The organism is Runella aurantiaca (assembly GCF_003339505.1).
In the GTDB taxonomy this organism is placed as follows: Bacteria; Bacteroidota; Bacteroidia; order Cytophagales; family Spirosomataceae; genus Runella; species Runella aurantiaca.
The window spans coordinates 205,344-223,777 of sequence record NZ_QPIW01000009.1 but is presented as its reverse complement, the minus strand read 5'-3'; the positions used below and the strand labels follow the sequence as shown (position 1 = coordinate 223,777).

Genomic DNA, 18,434 nt, shown 5'->3' with positions numbered 1-18,434 from the left:
TATATGGTAAATTGGAAACTTAGTTTATTTCTTTTTTATAGGAGATGTAGCATCAATTTTTCTTTGCATATCCATAGGAATTTCTAGGAAAGATAAAATTCTTTGCTTTTGATCCGGGGCAGTTGGAAAAAGATATAAATAATTTAAAACAGACCTTCTCATAATATCTGCCGCTAAAGGAGTTTTTAAGAATTCACTTTTTAATTTGCGCATTTCTGTATTTGGAAACTGTCTAAAATGGTCTAATTTTATTGAAAAATCAATTAATTTAACAGAATTATAAGAGTGGTTGCTTAGAACCGCATCATAAGTATTTTCAAGATGCTGCGTACCTAGAGAGTCGGAGATTTTCTTAATGAAACCATAAGTAATTTCACTAAATATTGAAAATAAAATTTGCCTAGAAACAGATTCTATTTTTACAGGATCACTAAGGTTTTTTTCTGTAATTATACTTTGTATTTGGCTAATAAATACGTCCATATTACCTTCTAATGCTGAAAAGAAAATATTTAATGTACGTAAGCCTAATAGGTAAGTTTCCTCTACTAGATCATAGAGTTTTGGATTAGATATTTTGCCATAATTATTTTTCAATATCTGACCTAAAACTTCAATCATTTTAAAAGACAAGTTTAAATGAGAGATTATATCTAGCTTTGTAATATCTTCTTCTAAATCTGGAAGTTGAAATGACTCATCGTCTGATTCTTTACTGTAAATATCATCCATTTCATCTTTTTGCTTATTAATTTCATCTCTGTGATCATCTACGCTCTTTGGTTTATATGCAACTTGTGGAAGTTTAGTAACTAAATTATTTATAGCTTTATTACTTGGTTCAAGCTTAAAGATACTTATATCTTCAAATAATGATTTTGCATTTTCTAAAACTTCCTCAATCAGATACCGGTCTTTTGTGTGGTGAGTTAAGAAAAGTAAAATATTGGCGAATTCGGCTTGATATATCCTTTTAATTAATGCCGAAATAGTTTGTTTGGTTTCATTATTGTCAATATTGTCGGACAAGTATTTAGAAACAAAAAAGTAGTAAATATATAAATATTTAAATTCGTAAATTTTATCTGATTCTTCTAAAATTTTAGCAGCACATAAATTTTCAAGAATTTGATCGAGGGTCGGCGTAATCGTATATAAATTTCTGTAACTAGAGTCGAATTTTTTTAATTTCGATATAGTCAAAATTTTTGATTTGTTTTTAAAAATAAAATAAGCCAGTTCGCATATATAATTATTGTAACTGGTAATTTCATGTTGAGTTTTTAATATACTGCTAAAAGATTTTTGAATTAAAAATTGATAATAGTGACCAAAAGTGCTTGCTGTTAAATTAGCGGGGTTTCCTAACTCAATTGCTTGTAGAATTGTTAAAAGAAATATAGGATAGTTAGGTACTAAATTTTTCCCCGTAACAGTTTTTACAATACTTTCAGCATTATCTAATTTCCTTATCCTATCCTCATCTATTATCATCTCTTGATTACCTAATGTAATCCATTTATTAATAAATTTACTCCTAAGTAAATGCCCAAACTCTCTAATACTATAAGTTTTGAATGAATTTAAAATATTACTATCAGCTGCATCTTCACTTAAAAAATCTTCAAGCGACATTAACTCATTACCGGTAATAATTATATTTTCATAATGGTTTAATAAGTTAGAAAGTAATCTACCTTTGTATTTTTTGTTAAAATTTATTTTGTCAAAATTATCAATTAAGATAACTATCTTTTCCTTAGGAAGTTGTAGCAGATATTCGTTATTTTTACTATCATATTGCTTAGAGAAACAGTCTAAAGTAAGAGTAATAAAATCATCTATATTTGTTTCATTTATTCTTTTTCCTTCTACAAGAATTGGAACCAGCCCCTTAGAATGAAGTTTGAAAAATATAATTTTCATCATTGCAGACTTGCCGATATTTTCTGGGCCTAAAAAAGATAGCCTTATATTGCTGTCCAGTGAATTTATTAGTGCTTCCGAATCTTCGCTAAAATGATTTCTGTTTTTCACATCCTCTTCAGAATAATTAATATACTCTATTCTGGGAAATGTATATATATCTAATAACCTAACTTGGGAAACATTAGGGTGAGATAAGTTAGCACCAATATCATTTAATGAAATTTTAAAATCTTTGTTTATATCATATGGATTCTTGCTTTTAGAAACACCCCTTTCATAAGAAACCCATTGGTTGCTATTTTGACCAATATATATATTGTTATCCCATTGGTAATTTTTAATTAAAAATTTGTTTTCTTCTAAGTTAAAAAATATTAAGTTGAAACCGCTATTTTCAGACTCACTAGAATCTTGGATAACTGCGCCCTCTATATATAATGTATTATTATTCTCTAAATCCATAATTAAAGATTTAGTGCTTTGGTGCTCGTGTCCTGTTAAATAGATATCTGATACTTTTTCAACTACATTTTTAAACTCTCTTCTATTTTCAGGATGTAGCCAATGCAATGGGTGATGAAATATTGTAACTATAAGATCAGCTTTAAGTGTGGAAATATCGTACCCTAAATAATTTATAGGAACCAACATTTGTCCAGGTTTTTCATACAATTGAGATATGTAAGATGTATTAATACAGTTACAAATTATATTTTTTTCTTTTATTGTATGTTTCCAGATATTTAACAATTTACTTTCATATATTAATCCTTTTTTTGAATTAAAAGCCTTAGCAAATTCGAAATATTCTTTCTGTGGTTCTGTTAAAACATCAATCACACTATTGTCAATTATATCTTCACCGCTAGTTTGGATTGTTTTTATAATAGTTTCTCGTACTCTACTGCTATCTGAAAAGTCACAGTCATGATTTCCTGGTATTACAATTGTGTCAACATCTATTTTAGAATATATTTCAATTCTTAAAATTAAGTCAGCTAGAAAATCACTGGCAATTTTATACTCATTTTTTTTTCCAGAAAAAGCTATATCGCCTGTTATTAACAATAAAATTTTTTCTACACCTAAGGTGTTATTTGATATAGCAGTAAATAGTTGATCTGCTTTTTTTAACAGAGAGTTTTCTCCTCCCTTAAAGTGTATATCTGATAATTGAATAAATAGAATCTTCATCTAATTGATTGCTTTAAAATTTACAAATTGTATTGTTTAAACTTTTTAATTTCTGGGAACGGTCGATAGTAGACGAGTATGCAATGAACAGGCGAAACATTTAAAATAGATTAATACTGTATTAATTTATGAATCCGCTTTTTAAGTTTAATCATATAACTTAATAGCAGCTATTCAATAATTTTATTGACAAATATTAAAAGTAATTAATTTTTGAGTTTTTGCATTGAACACGGCTTTGTTGCATAGATATTGATAGTCTAAAAATACAATAAAAGCGCAATTTGTACAATAACGAAAAAACCTAAATTGCCAAAAATAGGCTGAATCAATAGAAAAAGCCTGGTTTTTGTATAGGTATTTACATTAATCTATTTTAAATGTTAACCATGCAACAAAGCCACTGAGCATATAGTATTTTACTTATTTTTGTGAGTTCCAGTTCATCCTTCTTATAGAAAACCCACCAAAAAACAGTTACAAAAGTTACAAGTTACAAAACCGCCCATTTTTCCAAGTTTGTAACCTTTTGTAACTATTTGTAACTTTTTAAAATAAAAAAGTTACATGACTAATAAAGTGATTTTCAGCAGCTTTATACTACTCTGTAACTTTTGTAACTTTTTAATATATAATTTCTAAAAATAGCCCTTTTAGGGCATATTTCCCTACTTTGGGCCTGTAACTTTGTAACTGCCCAAAATCAGGACTTAGTTACAAAATAGTTACACAAAAAAGGGAAGTGCCTAATTATTAGACACTTCCCTTTTTTGCCGCGTTTAAAATGACCTAAAACGGTATTTTTTGCTGAGGTTCTGAAATTTGTACTTTTCCAGTTTCAAAGAAGTGTCGATTAACACAGTAACACTTCCCCACCCGTGATGAAGGAGCATAACCATCGGAAATCTGGGAGAACACCCGGATACTGTAAAACTGATAGCGGACGGATTCTTTGCTGGGCAGGTACTCCAAATCATTTTTCAGTGTACGTACGACCGATACGTGGTCAATGAATTTTGAGTTCTCCTTTAGCTCATCGACCAAATCCTTTGGTGTAAAGAAAAGCTCCTTCAGGTACGGCCACGTATCGAAACAATCCTGAATGTAAGTCCTGATTTCCCTTTCTACAATCGGAATATTGGCCTCAATAGCCTCGTCTAATTCATCCGTTTTGTACACTTCAAAATCAAAATACATTCGGCCGATTTTAGGATAGTGCAGCGTTCGCCCTTGTAAATGATGCAAAAAAGCGGGGATTTCTTCCCGCAGTTTGGCCAGCATGTCAGGGTCTTTTTTTTCTTTGGGGAAGGGTGGCACTGTGAATACCGCATAACGCGTTTCACCCTTGCCGATGTAGAGCGACGTACCCACATTATTGGTACAGAAAACGAACTTCCCTATCCAGTCGGTTTCGTACTCCGCCACGCTTTTTTTCTTAACAATCACTTTACCCACTTCGGTCGACATGCGTTTGATGGCTTCTGAGGTGGTTTTCCGTTCAAGACTCGTTTCATCAACCACAATTAGCAGTTTTTCCATAAAGGAGCTGTTAAAATCACCCTGAAGGTCTGCATTGCCCAATTTGACGCTGTTGGTTTCAAAAATATCCCGCAGCCATTGGCCAAAGGTACTTTTGCCGGTTTCCCGTTCCTTGGACTGGAGTAAAAGGATAGGCAGCAGTTGAGCTGGCCGCTGATAGAGAAGCTGCATGTAGTCTACGGCAAATTCGATGCGTTCCCCGAAAATATGACGCAACAGGCTGAGCGAGTTTTCAATACTTCCTGCCTGAGGCTGATGGGTCAGTGGGTAGTAAGTATTATAACATTGGTTAATCTCCCTTCTGTAGTTGTGATGGGAAGGCACCAGACAGAAGCCTTTGTAACGTTTGATGAATTGAGTGGCATCTTTGCCGTAATCATCGGTGATGGTGCTTTTCTTTCGTTTATCAAAAACCAGTTCCATTCGCTCTTCTTTGTCGGGTTTGTGGTAGGCTTCGTAATAATCATCCCCCACCCGGACAAAATTGTTAATGGCATCGGAAACCAGTCTTTTGAGCTCCAAACCGTTGAACTGATAATAGTGGCCACTGAAACGGAATTTCTTATCGGTCAGGACCTCTTCGTATTTATCGTAAAAAGCATCGGCATTGTCGAGCGCAAAATAACTCTTGAGTTTCTTGAGGCTTTTATCGGTGACGTTCTCAATGAAGAAGTACGGGTTTTTGACTTTGAGCTTCAGTAGCTCTTCGATAATCACCGCCGCTTTATCTGCCTTTGCACAGAGTAAATCATCAATCCCCTTTTCGGGACGTTCAGGGTTCAGGTGGGCAAAATATACATCGCAATCCAAATGTTTGGTGTATTCCCTGAAATTCCGCACTGCTGAGTAAAAAAGGGTGGGTCGTTTCGCCAAATCTTTATCTTCTTCGTATTCCACGGTCAAACAGTCATTATCCAGCAAGAAAATCAGGTTTTTGACCTTGCAAATGCGAATCACGGCCTGTAATTCGGTATTGAGAATATTCCCGCCATCAGGGTCTTTCTCATGGGTATTGTGAATCCCCTGAACACCTACGCAGAAAAGCCCGTGTATACAGGCTTTGAAGGCTTTGAACTCCCCTTCGGTGACGACCAGCGTTTTGATTTCGGTGGATTGCTGGTAAGCCTCCAAAATCAGGGGCGGAAAAAACACTTCGGTTCCCGCTCCGCGTGGGGTGAGGTACTTAGGCATTCCGTCGGTGCAGCGGGAAGGATGCAACCTGGTACGAATGTAAGCAGCTTCCTGACTTTTGCCCCTGAAATAACTCTTCCAACCGTTAATACCCGCATAACGAATGAGAATGTCCCCGTTGAGGTTTTCAGAGAAGACGGGAAAGGTTTGACGGGAATATTCATCCGTAAAGGAAGCAGCCGTTTGCTGATTGAGTTCGGGAGTAATGCCCAATTCCTGCAAACGTTTCTGAAAGTACGTTGGCTCAGTCGGTTCAATAGTCACTGAGGGCGTTTCATCAGGAGGGGAAAGGTTTGGGGACTTATCGGACGGCAGCGGAGGAACAGGGGCAGGTTTGGAAGATGCTTCGGACTTCTTCATAAGATTGGTTTACTTTACACGGCATTCTTTAAAAAATATCTGTTTGTATGGAAAATGGCGGTGGAATCCATCGCCATTTTTTTATTGTCGTGAGTTGAGAGAAAGCATTTTAAGTTTGCTCGGATTTGCTTTCTAGCCATGTACAGCAGTGTTTTTGGGCAGGTCTTCTTGGAGAGCTTCGGTAAAGGCCAGCATTCTTTCAAAGGTAAAATAGAGGTCAGCGCGTTCGTTTGCCTCTTTTTCTTCGACGTAAGTAGAAGCCAGCCAGCCCCGAAAGAATTGTTTAAGCATATCGGTCATCAAAGTGGGTTCGAGTTCCGAAAGCAGTTTATTGAGCGCTTTCAGATTGCCATCGTTGAGGAGAGAGGTCGGGAGCGGTTGTAGTGTTGACATGATGGAGAGGTTTTGAAATGAAGAAAAAGCGGTTATAAAGCGTCGTAAAGTTGCAGTTCGGAGAGTTTCTTTTCTTCCCAGGCATCGACGATTTTTTTGAGGTATTGGGCCAGAGGGTAGGTACCGCAATGCTCAGGAGATTTAGAACGCAGTGCAGCCATGTTCAGGTTGTGTCTGAATTCACGGGCGTCATTTTTGAGGAATGCCATTTCCTTCTGAAGGTTTTGGGCTTTCAGATGTACTTCAGGAGTCATTCTTGGGTGTTTTTTCGAGTAATCCTTTTCTGATGATTCAGGTACGTAAGATGATAATGCAGACGCTCGATGTAGTCGTTAGGCAGACTATGACAGGAGGTTGACTCAAGGGCGGCTTCAAGTTGACTCAGTGCATCTTCTAGCTGCGCTGGTGTCCAGTCGAGGGGTTGGCAAATGGCCAAACGGTCGGAATGAAAAGTGGGATTCAGCATGAGGAAAAGAGTTCAACTTCCCGAGTAGGGTCAACGACATATTGTTTACAGTTGTCAAGGACAATAATGAGCTTACCTTTGAATTGGGGATGGTCCGTTTTGAGAAACGCCACTTCTTTGGCTACTCGCCATTTGCGTTTACCGGGGAAGCGGAAAGGGGCTGCCGGTTGGAGGTGCTGAGCTTGGATGGTTGGAAACATGGTAGTAAGGTTAAGCAAGGGTTAGTGATACAACAGCGGGAACCGTATAGCCACAGGTTTCGGGGTCGCTTAGTGAAAACTTGGACTAAAAAGCAATATGATTAGAGTCAGCCCGGTAAGCGGTGCTGATTTTCAAGACTTTAAGTTTCTTAGCTAACTTTTACTGAATGGCCAATCGGGGTAGCAGGAAAATTTGATTTTAATTGACCAAACCGCCTATTACAAGGCGGTTTGGTCACTAAAATCTTTGCGGAATGTCTTAAAAAGTTCTATTCTGCTAACGTAAATCTTACGGCTTTTAGGATCTTTAAGGTTACGCGCAACTTGGATAAAACCATTATTTTTCATTCTCTCAAATTGAGAACGACTGATTTTTAACAGTTTGCAGACTTCAGTAGGTGTAAGTAATTGATCTTCCTCATTAGAGCTAATGGAAGGAGCAGGCTTCTGAAGTAATGCCTTTACTGCCTGAAGCTCGGCATAGAGACTTTCCAAGGTAACGGAAGAGGTTTGCATGGTTAATAGAATATATATGATTATCTAATACCATACAAAGGTATAAAAATGTTTGTAGAGAAAAAATAAACTATGAGAACATTTATATTTTATTTTCCTGATACTTCTATGCGTTTGAGGTCATAATCCAATATAAGTTTTTCATATTTTTCTAATGCTTTCCGAGCAAATTCATCTTTGTCTAGGTCCAAAAATTCACTTATAATCCTTTTAAAGAACCCAGATTTTATATCGGATAAGCTAAAGAAGGTTGTCAAATGTATAGTTGCAGATTTAGGGTCCCTGTAATTCTCGTTAGGGTTTTTACTTTCTATTTCTAATTTAAACCATATTTTTTTTACAAATGTAAGATGTAAGTAAAAAAAAGAGCGAAAGCCTTTTACATTTAATTTTTCTAAAACAGTTGCTAAATATACACTTTTGATTAGTTCATTTGTCCTTGTATTGCTTTCACATAAAATTTTATAAAATGATTTGTCAATTCCTTCCTTAACCAATAACTCTATAAAATTCTCTTTAAATATTCTTGCAATTATTGCGTCTAGTACTACCTTATCTTTAAATATTTCTTTCTTATAACACTCATACCATTCAAAAATTCTAAATTCATCACCTTTTTCCTCAATAATTGGTGTTAATGATTCTAAAATATCTTTTTTTTCTCTTTCTATCAATCTTTGGACAATAGATAAGTTAAAATATTGGTCAAATATTAGGGGTGTTGAGTAAAAAATCAAGCGACTTGGTACAAATGCCGTCTGTCGTTTAGCTCTTATTTCAATATAAAGCGGAAGACTATCATACTGACGTAATTCAGGATCTTTTGTATGAGAATAAGATTTATTTAATTTATGCTCAATTACAATTTTATAATCCACCTTATGTTTTTGATAAGGCTTCGTAACTGTCCGTTGTTTCCGTTTTGGCGTTTCACTAGCTTCCATTTTACCATTTAATTTGAGTTAAGCGCTGCTTTTTAAGCTCGTCATTCATTTGAACATACTTCTTGGTAGTATTAGGGCTGGTATGTTGCAATTCATCCTGCACAACCCTAAAATCAACTTTCGTTATCATATCCGTTCCGAATGTATCTCGGCTATCTTTAAAGCAGATATGCTTATGAATAGCCGCCATTTTTGCCAGTTGCTTGAGGTCTTTATTTACTTTGGGGTTAGTCAAGCCTCTAAAAAGAGGTCGATTCTCATCCACTGAAATATACTTTCTGGCAATAGCTTGGGGCTTCCCCTCATACATGAGATACAGGTATTTCTTACCGAACTTCCCAGTCTTTTGGGCTCGATATTCAAGCTCTAAGCCTTCGGGCGCATTGATAAAGTCTTTGGGACGTAATCCTTCCACATCACTGTAACGAAGACCTGTAAAACACGAAAAAAGGAACATATCACGGCTTTTCTCCAATCTCCACTGCTCAGAAGTGAATGCCAAAGACTCCAAGCGCCCCACTTCCTCAACTGTTAGAAATTGTGCATTCGTTTCTACCTGCTTTAGGGGAAAGTATTGAAAGGGATTCTCTATAATATGTTTGTAGCGAAGTGCAAGGAGTACGTATTTGCGTAAATGCTTTTGATGTTTATAGATAGTATTGGGATGAAAACGCTTACTTTCTAAGAACTGCCCAAACTTATGTACCAGCTCATAATTGACCTCAGTAAACAAAACATCCTTTCTGAATTCTTTAAACACATCATAAGAACGTCTACGTATACGCCAAGAAGGCTGAGCTAATTGGCGCTCTTCTTCAAGCTGTTTTCCAAAAAAAACGGTAAAGGAGACATTGGTAGGTTTAACAGGCTCAATGGGCTGTCCGTACTGATCGAAGTTAGATATTTGGAAGGAATTACATTTTGTTCGGACCTCAAACTCATACTGCTTCAACTCATGAAGAAATTGCTCTATTTTACGCAGCAATATCGGGTCTTTAGGTTGCATCTTTTTAGCGTTCCAATCGTTAGGAGCAATGTAAATGCCTGTACCGAAAAAACGACTTTTGCCTTCATGGTAGGCCCGAACCTGAATGAGAGCTTTTCCCTCTTTATTAAGTTCGTTTTTGCGGTTAAAAATAACTTTGTACTGAACGTAAGCGCTTTGCATTGTTAGATATGTTTAGATGTAAGCACAAACATATCTACTAAAAGTCGTAAAAGACCGGTACAAAAATGGGTACTAAATGAGTAGTTATCTATGAATATTTATGAGTACCAAAATAGACTAAATAGCACTCAAATGAACCCCCTTAAAACAATTAAAGCCCTGAAAATTAGGGCTTTAATTGTTAGGACTGGTGGACGCGTAGGGATTCGAACCCCAAACCTCCTGATCCGTAGTCAGGTGCTCTATCCAATTGAGCTACGCATCCGATTCTTTATATTTCCCGTTGTTTTGGGACTGCAAAGGTAGCTGTTTAAATTTCAATTCCAAACGGAAAATGTGTAAAATTTTCAAATAATTTGCTTTTATACTGAAAATCAATCGGTTTCGGATTGAAAAAAATTACACTTTTATTTCAGCTCTGCTACAATTTCAATTTTAGGCCATCATATCCCAGTCGCACCGTGGGCGGAAGCTCCTTTTCTACGTCGCCGTGTTTGCCCATTTTATGACTGACGTGCGTAAAATAGGTCATTTTGGGTTGCAGCCTTTCCACCATGCCCAATGCCTGCTCCAGTGAATAGTGTGAAATATGTTGATCTCGCTGAAGGGCTCCCAGCACCAACACATCCAACCCTTTCAATTTGTGTTGTTCAGACTCCGCAATGTGATTTACGTCAGTCACGTACGCGAAGTTGCTTACCCGAAAGCCAAAAACGGGGAGTTTGTGGTGCAGCACGTCAATAGGAATAAAAGTGACGCCTTTGACCTCAAAAGGGGTATTGCTAATTTCGTGAAGTTGCAGGCGGGGAATGCCCGGGTAACGGTGTTCGGCAAAAACGTACTCAAATTCGCGGTGAATTTGCTCCAGTACTTCCGCCCGTCCATAAACGGGCATATCGCGCTGCTGAAGGAAATTAAACGCACGGACGTCGTCCAGCCCTGCGGTATGGTCTTTGTGCTGATGCGTAAAGATTACGGCATCCAATTGGCTGATTCCTTCCCGCAACATCTGTTGACGAAAATCCGGGCCCGTATCAACGACAAAATGATGACCGTTTACTGCCAAGTGTATCGAAACCCGCAGCCGTTTGTCGCGGTAGTCCAACGAGCGACATACATCGCAGCTACAGCCAATCAACGGTACGCCCGAAGAAGTTCCGGTACCTAGGAGTGTGACAATCATTTTTAAGAAGTGAGGAGCGAGAAGTCAGGAGCGAGTGATGTTTTTTTTACATTCTCGCTGCTCACTTCTCGCTTCCGCTATTACTCTTCCGTTAATTCATTTACAATCTCCACGAGGCGGTCAAAGTTGAGTGGTTTTACCAACACATCGTTGAAGCCTGCGGCCTTAAATTCTTCTTCCGAGTAGTTTTTGGCATTGCCCGTGATGGCCACAACTGGCAAGTTTGATTTTTTCTTATCGCCGAGCGCTCGGATGGCTTTTACGCATTCCATGCCGTCCATGATGGGCATGTTGATGTCGAGCAAAACGATGTCAAAATCTTCTTTGTCTACAATTTGCATTACTTGCTCACCGTTTTTGACGGCTGTAATTTCATAATTTTGAAATTCCAAAATCTTACGGGCTAAGTTTTGGATTACGGAACTATCCTCAGCGATGAGAACGCGCTTTTGCGACATAATGTATTAAGTTTTGGTGGTTTACTGTTTTCCCTGCAAAAGAACAAAGAAAAGCGACACTAAGAAACAGAAAAATTAGAAACAGAAAAACTGAAAAATTCAAAAGGGAGCTTTTTTTTTATTATCTGACGAATTTGGCTCTTTTTCACAAAAAATCCCACGTTTTAGGCGTGGGATTTTTTGATGATAAAAACGGCAACTGCTAGTTGAAGATGTAGCGAATACCGAACTGACCTTGCCATACGTTGTTTACGTTGATGCTCTTCACAAAAGCATCACGCAACAAGATAGTTTCGCCATTTACAGATTGTGTAGCCATACGATACGTTGGAACGCCCGTTGCGCTGATAGACGCCATTGTCAATGGGTTGGTGGTAGTAGTTGTTTCAGCTACACCCCAGGCATTGTTAATGAGGTTACCTACGTTCAGCACGTCAAAACGCAAACGGATGATATTTTTCTTTCCTTTTGCGCCCACCGACACATAAAAATCTTGCTCAACGGTAAAGTCAAAACGAGTCAGCCAAGGTACAGTGGCGCCGTTACGCTCTGCGTATTGACCGCGACGTGATTTCAAATAAGGGTCGTTTTCGATGTAAGCATCAAACGCCGCCGCCTGTTGGTCGGGTGTGAAGGTTTTTCCACCCGCAGTCAAAGAAGCAAACGTCAAATCACTTCCTCTGTTTGGTACAAAGATAAGGTCATTGTTCTGACCGTCGCCGTTGATGTCACTTCCTGAGGTATAAGAGATTTTGAAGCCGCTGTTGGAAACCATACCCAACGTAAACATGGTAGAGCCACCCAATTTACCGCCGTAATTCAAACGGTAGTTCAAGTATCCTACAAAACGGTGACGCAAATCGTTGTCAGACCATGATGGAGTCAAGAAGTTTTGACCCGCAACCGTTGGGATGTTGGCCAATACCGTACTCGCTACCGATTGAATGTCTTTCGCTAATGAGTAAGTATATCCTAGCATACCGCTCAAGCCTTTGGTAGCTGTTTTTTCCAATTTAGCCGTGAAAGAGTAAGAGTAACCTTCTTTCGTGTTGGTCAGGATAAACGCGTTGGTGTTTGCAGAGTTGATAAAACGGGCAGGGTTGACGGCGGCTCCTGATAAACCCGAACCAGGGAAACGACCACGCGTATCTGGACCGCTCAAAGTTCTGTTTGGACCGTTTAAGTTACCATCAATGTAGCGAAGCGCCTGAATATTCTTGTTGTAGATACCTTCCAATGTTCCGATTAATCCCCAAGGCAATTTTTGGTCAATCGCCAAGTTAGACTTCCAAATGACAGGGTTTTTCAATCCGTCTACCGAGGCGTTGATTACGTACGCAGGCAGTTTAGTGATGTCAGTTGTAGCTGGCTTATAACGGGTAGGATCCAACGTAAACGGATACGCAGTGGTGTTAGTAAAGTTCAAAACTGCGGTATTTACCCCGTTGTTACCCAATTGGTTTGAAACCAATACTTGTGGAATACGTGATACAAAAATACCCGTTCCACCTCTGATTTGGGTCGTTCTGTCACCTTTCACATCCAAGTTAAAACCGATACGTGGCGACACCAGAATTTTGTTGCTCGGAAATGCCCCCGTGCTTACTTTTAAAGGATTACCATTTTCGTCCCGATACGTCAAACCCGCAACCACAGGGTTGTTGAAGTCTTTGGCTAAATCATCATTGTAGTCAAACATATCAAAACGAACACCACCTGTTAGCTTGAATTTGTCGTTTACCTGAAACTCATCCTGTACATAAGCTGTGTAAGTCGATTGCTTCAAGGTCTGCAAAGGCTCAGCTCCGTTTGGCAACAACGAATAGCGGTAGTTGAAACGAGGCATTGTTACTGGCGAAACCGTCAAATTTGGATTGGCTTTATAAGCCAACAAAGCCGTTTTGAAATCGTCGATTGAATTGAAAACATAAACTCCGTTTGAAGACGGGAAGAATACGTTGTTTGACGTAAAGTGCTCATAAGCTAAACCCAAGGTCAGGGTATGCTTGCCCGCGAAGTAACTCAAGTTATTGGTAAAGTTCAACGTTGAGTAGTTCAGCTTGTTGTTGGGGGTAAAAGGGTCAAAACCCGTAGAAGTGTAGGTACTTCCGTCTTTCAAAATGTCAATCGTTGGGAAGATTTCATTCTTGTACTGACGATCTTCATTTTGCTTGTTATAGGTAGCGATGAAGTTATTGGCAAATTTACCGCCAAAGTTAGAGTTCAATTCAGCAACCAAAGAACGCGTGTTATCCGCAATCAGATAACCCGTGTTTTCGGGCGAAAGCGCCAACGAAGAGTTGGTACGGTTACCATTTCCTGCGGTGTTGCTACTGTTACTGTTACTGATGATGGCCCCCGACTGCGAATTGTGGTGCGAGTAGCGCAACGTCAACTTGTGGTTGTTGTTGATGTTGTAATCAAGACGAACCAATCCTTTGGTACTTTTAACTTCATTGTTAAAGTTGTCGATAGCCCCTGATTCATAATTGAAGTTGGTCTTCATGAAGTTGGCAATATCGGTCAAGTCATCGTAAGTAACGCGTGAAACGTTACCCGCCGCACCCGCACGAGCCGCCACCCAAGTGGTAGCTGGTGTAGAGCTGGTAAAGGTTTCGAAGTTGGCGAAAATGAACAACTTATCTTTAATGATTGGCGCACCCACGCGGAAACCAAACGTTTTCTCGTTGATGTTTACCGTTGGCAAATCTCTTCCGTCCGCTTTTTTGCCGACTAAGTTACTGCCTCTTGTAAGATAGTAGGCCGAACCCGTCACTTCATTTGTTCCTGAGCGAGTAACGGCGTTGATACCAGCACCCGCAAAACCTGACTGACGTACGTCGAAAGGTGCGATGTTGATTTGTACCTGCTCAATCGCATCCAATGATACGGCAGTAGTTCCAGTACGTCCACCAGCCTGAGCTGATGAACCCAATCCAAAACCGTTGTTAAACACCGCACCGTCGATGGTAAAGTTGTTAAGACGACTATCCTGACCCGCAAATGAGCGACCGTTGCTGTACGCATTGTACTTGGTGATGTCATCAATGGTACGACCGATGGTAGGCAGGCTGTTTACGGCGTTGAGGCCCAATGTAGTAGCTGCCCCCGTACGTCCCGAAGAGAAAATATCCGAGCGACCGCTGGTTACCACAATTTCCTGAATTTCTTTGCCATCTTCAACCAACGAGAAGTTAGCATCGGCAGAGGCACCCAAGTTTGCAACAATGTCTTCTTTAGATTGTTCTTTAAAGCCAACAAAAGTAACCGTAACTTTGTAGGGTCCACCCACCCGCACGGAGGGTAATACATAACGTCCTTTTTCGTTGGTAACGGTTCCGTATTTTGTTCCAGAAGGTAAGTGAGTAGCTACGATGGTAGCACCCGGAAGCTCTGCTCCCTTATCATCTTTTACAATACCCCGAATTGAAGAGGCGGTAACCTGGGCTTGTGCCGCCGGGAAAATCATAAAAAGAGACGCAACGACTGCGAAAAGTGCAATTATTACCCTCTTCCTTTGTAAATGTTTAACATTCATAAAATTGGGAATTTTGGTTAGAATTGTGTTTGGTAAAATCAGTTGGTTGATGTCAAAAATCGCTGCAAAGAAACAAGAAAATTATGGGACAAACAAAAGCACTTTGGAAAGAAAATAGTACGTTAGCGGACCTAAATGCCTGATTTATTGGAATAATACATTTTTTTATCGTTTTTTTTCCAAATCCATTGGTTAAATAATTGTTAACAACATTTTTGTCCTTATTTTGACCTTAAAATGGCTTTTTTGTCACAAAAAAGCAAAAGATAAAGCCAAGTATAAACCAATAAAACATATTTGTTAACACCTTGAAATCGTACAAATTGCCCTAATTCAATAAATGACGTCATAAATTAACATATACAGTGAATCCAAAACTTTATCTGGTCCCTACGCCCATCGGCAACTTAGAAGATATAACTCTGCGCGCCATCAATATGTTGAAAAGTGTAGATGTTATTTTGGCCGAAGACACCCGCACGTCGGGGCATTTGCTCAAACATTTGGGTATCAGCAAACCCTTGCAGAGCTATCATATCCATAACGAGCACCAAACGGTGCAGCGAATTATTCAACGCATTCTGAAAGGTGAAAACATGGCGCTGATTTCCGATGCGGGTACGCCGGCGGTATCTGACCCCGGTTTTTTACTGGTACGTGAATGCCTCAAAAATGGCATCGACATCGAATGTCTGCCCGGGCCTACGGCTTTTGTACCCGCCTTGGTCAATTCAGGGCTGCCCACCGACCGCTTTACTTTTGAAGGTTTTTTACCCCACAAAAAAGGCCGTCAAACGCGCCTTACTGAACTAAAAGAAGAAGAGCGCACGATGATTTTTTACGAATCGCCGCACCGCCTGCTCAAATCGCTCCAACAGTTTGTGGAGTACTTCGGTGCCGACCGGCAGGCTTCGGTTTCAAGGGAATTAACAAAACTTTATGAAGAAACCATCCGTGGGACTTTAACAGAAATTATTGCTTATTTTGCCGAAAAAACAATCAAAGGTGAAATCGTTATTATCGTTGCAGGGAAATAGTCTCTCAGTTTACAGTCGGCAGTTGGCAGTTGGCAGCACGCGTCGTTCCACTCCACTGTACGCAGTCCTCACTTTAAAATCCATAGTGGGCGGTTCGCAGTCCACAGTTTGCAGTGTCCAATCCTCTAGTGCCTATCGCCTACTGCTTACTGCCTACTGCCTGCTATTTACTGCCCACTTATTTGCTCAGCCGCTGAGCCGGGATGCCAAAGTAAGCCTCATCACGGTCTCGCCAGGAGCGGAATTATACAGCAGCTTTGGCCACAATGCCTTGTGGGTTTCTGACCCCATGCAGGGCATCGACAAAGTCTATAATTATGGCACTTTTGATTTTAGAACCGAGGGTTTTTATATCAAGTTTATGCGCGGCACCCTTCCGTATCAGTTGTCGGTCTCGCCGATGTATTACACGATGTACGGCGCGCAGGCCGAAAATCGTAGCGTAACGGAGCAGGTATTGAATCTTTCGCAAAACCAAAAACAAAAACTGTACGATTACTTGGAGAACAATTACCTGCCCCAAAATCGACAGTACGCTTATAAGTTCTTTTACGACAACTGTGCAACGCGCCTGCGGGATGCGCTAAAAGCGGCCTGCGGGGATAGTTTACAATATTATAATCAACCTATTCGCGGAACTTTTGAAGCTAAAAGTTACCGAAATTGGATGAATAGCTATCTGGGCAATAAACCTTGGGCCCGTTTTGGAATGAATTTGGGCATTGGGTTACCTTCTGACCACGTAGCTACCCCTCAAGAGGAAATGTACTTGCCCAACAACCTAAGAGACCACGTTGACAGGGCAAAAATTGGCGGACAAAAGCTGGTTCTGCAAAAAAACAAACTTTTTGAGCCCCCCCAACCCAATCCTGTTTTTCCCCCTTTTTATGAGCTATTGTTAAGTCCGCTGTTTATTTTCATTTTACTAATGGGCGTTTTTAGCGGTCTTACTACTTATCAAAAAAGACGCAAAAAGATTTCGTTCCTTTATGATAAAATCATCTTCACGGTGATTGGATTGGCGGGGTGGCTTTTACTCTTACTCTGGATTGCCACCGACCACGGCGTCACGAACTGGAATCCGCATTTACTCTGGGCATTTCCCCTACATTTTCCTTTGATGTTTTTCTTAGGAAATCCAAAACACAGCAGTTGGGTAAAGAAGTATGTACTATTTTGTCTTATTTTACTGGTCATTTTTGGCGTAGGAATGATTGTGAGTAGCTTAGTCTTAGGTACGATTATCGGTCAACCCATTGAAGCGGCCTTTATCATTATCGGTCTCTTTTATCGCCTCAACTTTCTCCGCAAACGCGTTTAAGCCATGCCAATCTATAAATCTCAAAATCCCGACGATATAGTAAAATTTAAACGAGAATATATGTACCTCGAAAATATCACCCACCAAACCATAGAAATTGTCCGCGAAGCGGGAGCTTTTATCAAACACGAAGCCGCTAAGTTTGACCGCTCGTTGACCGAGTACAAAGCCGCCAACAACCTCGTGTCGTACGTCGACAAAGAAACAGAAAAGCTGTTGGTAACGGGCCTACGCCAAATCTTGCCCGAAGCGGGTTTTATCACCGAAGAAGGCACCGCTGGCGAAGAATCCAATCCCGACGAGCTGTATTGGATCATTGACCCGCTCGACGGCACGGCCAATTTTATCCATAGCTTGCCCGTGTATTGCGTCAGTGTGGGATTGGTAAAGAATAAAATTCCTATTGCGGGCGTCATTTATCATTTGGGAACCGAAGAGCTATTTTACGGTTGGCAAGGCGGCGGCGCGTGGACGGTCAACTTACGGTATATGCTTGGCGGATTACCGTTGGACAGCGCTTTTCTTCAGGGAGCAACCCGCCTGAAAGTTTCGACCGCCACTACCCTCGGCGACAGTTTATTGGCTACGGGATTTCCGTATTATAAGTTTGAAAAACAGGACCGATACCTCAAAGTGCTAGAAACGCTCATGCAAAGTTGCCACGGATTGCGGCGTATGGGTGCGGCGGCCATTGACTTGGCCTACGTAGCATCGGGCCGTTTTGAGGCCTTTTATGAATACAATCTCAACTCGTGGGATATGGCCGCTGGTGCGCTCCTCATACTGGAAGCAGGCGGTCAAATCACCGATTTTTCGGGTGGCCAAGAATGGCTCTTTGGCGGTGATGTTATTGCGGGTTGTCCAGCTCAAACCGAGCTTTTAGAAGTAATTAAAAAACATTGGGCCTAACAAGGTCAGACTTTTCAAGTTTTGAACACTTGGAAAGTCTCTATTTCTCCAAACTTTCCGAGCAATTTTATAATAACCGCCAGAAATA

15 protein-coding genes and 1 tRNA gene are annotated in these 18,434 nt (G+C 40.0%); 3 read left to right on the top strand and 13 right to left on the bottom strand.

The annotated features are described in order from the left end of the window. Positions 1-24: 24 nt before the first annotated feature. From DVG78_RS13625 to DVG78_RS13565, 13 genes are all read right to left on the bottom strand, one after another. Positions 25-3,123 (bottom strand): anti-phage protein, encoded by a 3,099-nt coding sequence (locus tag DVG78_RS13625; RefSeq protein WP_114461618.1) that lies wholly within the window; start codon positions 3,121-3,123, stop codon positions 25-27. Positions 3,124-3,912: 789 nt separating this feature from the next. Then, on the bottom strand, positions 3,913-6,213 hold the full coding sequence (locus DVG78_RS13620) for a DUF5906 domain-containing protein (RefSeq protein WP_114461617.1): 2,301 nt from the start codon (positions 6,211-6,213) through the stop codon (positions 3,913-3,915). A gap of 132 nt (positions 6,214-6,345) precedes the next feature. Next, entirely contained in the window at positions 6,346-6,606 is a 261-nt protein-coding gene (locus tag DVG78_RS13615; RefSeq protein ID WP_114461616.1) for a hypothetical protein, read from the bottom strand. Between the two features lie 32 nt (positions 6,607-6,638). Then, entirely contained in the window at positions 6,639-6,860 is a 222-nt protein-coding gene (locus tag DVG78_RS13610; protein WP_114461615.1) for a hypothetical protein, read from the bottom strand. Continuing rightward, positions 6,857-7,072 carry a hypothetical protein gene (locus tag DVG78_RS13605; protein WP_114461614.1) on the bottom strand — a complete coding sequence of 72 codons (216 nt, stop codon included), beginning with the start codon at positions 7,070-7,072 and terminating at the stop codon, positions 6,857-6,859. Before DVG78_RS13605 ends, DVG78_RS13610 begins: the two co-directional genes overlap by 4 nt. Continuing rightward, a complete protein-coding gene (locus DVG78_RS13600; RefSeq protein ID WP_114461613.1) occupies positions 7,066-7,272 on the bottom strand; it encodes a hypothetical protein in 207 nt (68 codons plus the stop codon). Before DVG78_RS13600 ends, DVG78_RS13605 begins: the two co-directional genes overlap by 7 nt. Before the next feature lie 219 nt (positions 7,273-7,491). Next, on the bottom strand, positions 7,492-7,788 hold the full coding sequence (locus DVG78_RS13595; protein ID WP_114461612.1) for a helix-turn-helix transcriptional regulator: 297 nt from the start codon (positions 7,786-7,788) through the stop codon (positions 7,492-7,494). A gap of 89 nt (positions 7,789-7,877) precedes the next feature. Continuing rightward, positions 7,878-8,732: a hypothetical protein gene (locus DVG78_RS13590; protein WP_114461611.1), complete on the bottom strand. Its 855-nt coding sequence runs from the start codon at positions 8,730-8,732 to the stop codon at positions 7,878-7,880. A 1-nt stretch (position 8,733) separates the two neighbouring features. Further along, positions 8,734-9,900, bottom strand: coding sequence for a site-specific integrase (locus DVG78_RS13585; protein ID WP_114461610.1), 1,167 nt, complete (start codon positions 9,898-9,900; stop codon positions 8,734-8,736). Between the two features lie 188 nt (positions 9,901-10,088). Next, positions 10,089-10,165, bottom strand: a tRNA-Arg gene (locus DVG78_RS13580). A 156-nt stretch (positions 10,166-10,321) separates the two neighbouring features. After that, positions 10,322-11,083, bottom strand: coding sequence for an MBL fold metallo-hydrolase (locus tag DVG78_RS13575; RefSeq protein ID WP_114461609.1), 762 nt, complete (start codon positions 11,081-11,083; stop codon positions 10,322-10,324). An 80-nt stretch (positions 11,084-11,163) separates the two neighbouring features. Then, positions 11,164-11,541 carry a response regulator gene (locus DVG78_RS13570; protein WP_013931087.1) on the bottom strand — a complete coding sequence of 126 codons (378 nt, stop codon included), beginning with the start codon at positions 11,539-11,541 and terminating at the stop codon, positions 11,164-11,166. Positions 11,542-11,743: 202 nt separating this feature from the next. Next, on the bottom strand, positions 11,744-15,079 hold the full coding sequence (locus tag DVG78_RS13565; RefSeq protein ID WP_114461608.1) for a TonB-dependent receptor: 3,336 nt from the start codon (positions 15,077-15,079) through the stop codon (positions 11,744-11,746). Positions 15,080-15,444: 365 nt separating this feature from the next. Here DVG78_RS13565 and rsmI point away from each other — a divergent pair, with 365 nt between their 5' ends. Genes rsmI through DVG78_RS13550 form a run of 3 tightly spaced genes read left to right on the top strand, consistent with a single transcriptional unit; the run spans position 15,445 to position 18,346 of the window. Beyond that, positions 15,445-16,116, top strand: coding sequence for a 16S rRNA (cytidine(1402)-2'-O)-methyltransferase (gene rsmI, locus DVG78_RS13560; protein WP_114461607.1), 672 nt, complete (start codon positions 15,445-15,447; stop codon positions 16,114-16,116). After that, entirely contained in the window at positions 16,085-17,437 is a 1,353-nt protein-coding gene (locus DVG78_RS13555; protein ID WP_158550028.1) for an Lnb N-terminal periplasmic domain-containing protein, read from the top strand. Before rsmI ends, DVG78_RS13555 begins: the two co-directional genes overlap by 32 nt. 60 nt (positions 17,438-17,497) lie before the next feature. After that, entirely contained in the window at positions 17,498-18,346 is an 849-nt protein-coding gene (locus DVG78_RS13550; RefSeq protein ID WP_114461636.1) for an inositol monophosphatase family protein, read from the top strand. The last annotated feature ends 88 nt before the right edge of the window (positions 18,347-18,434 follow it).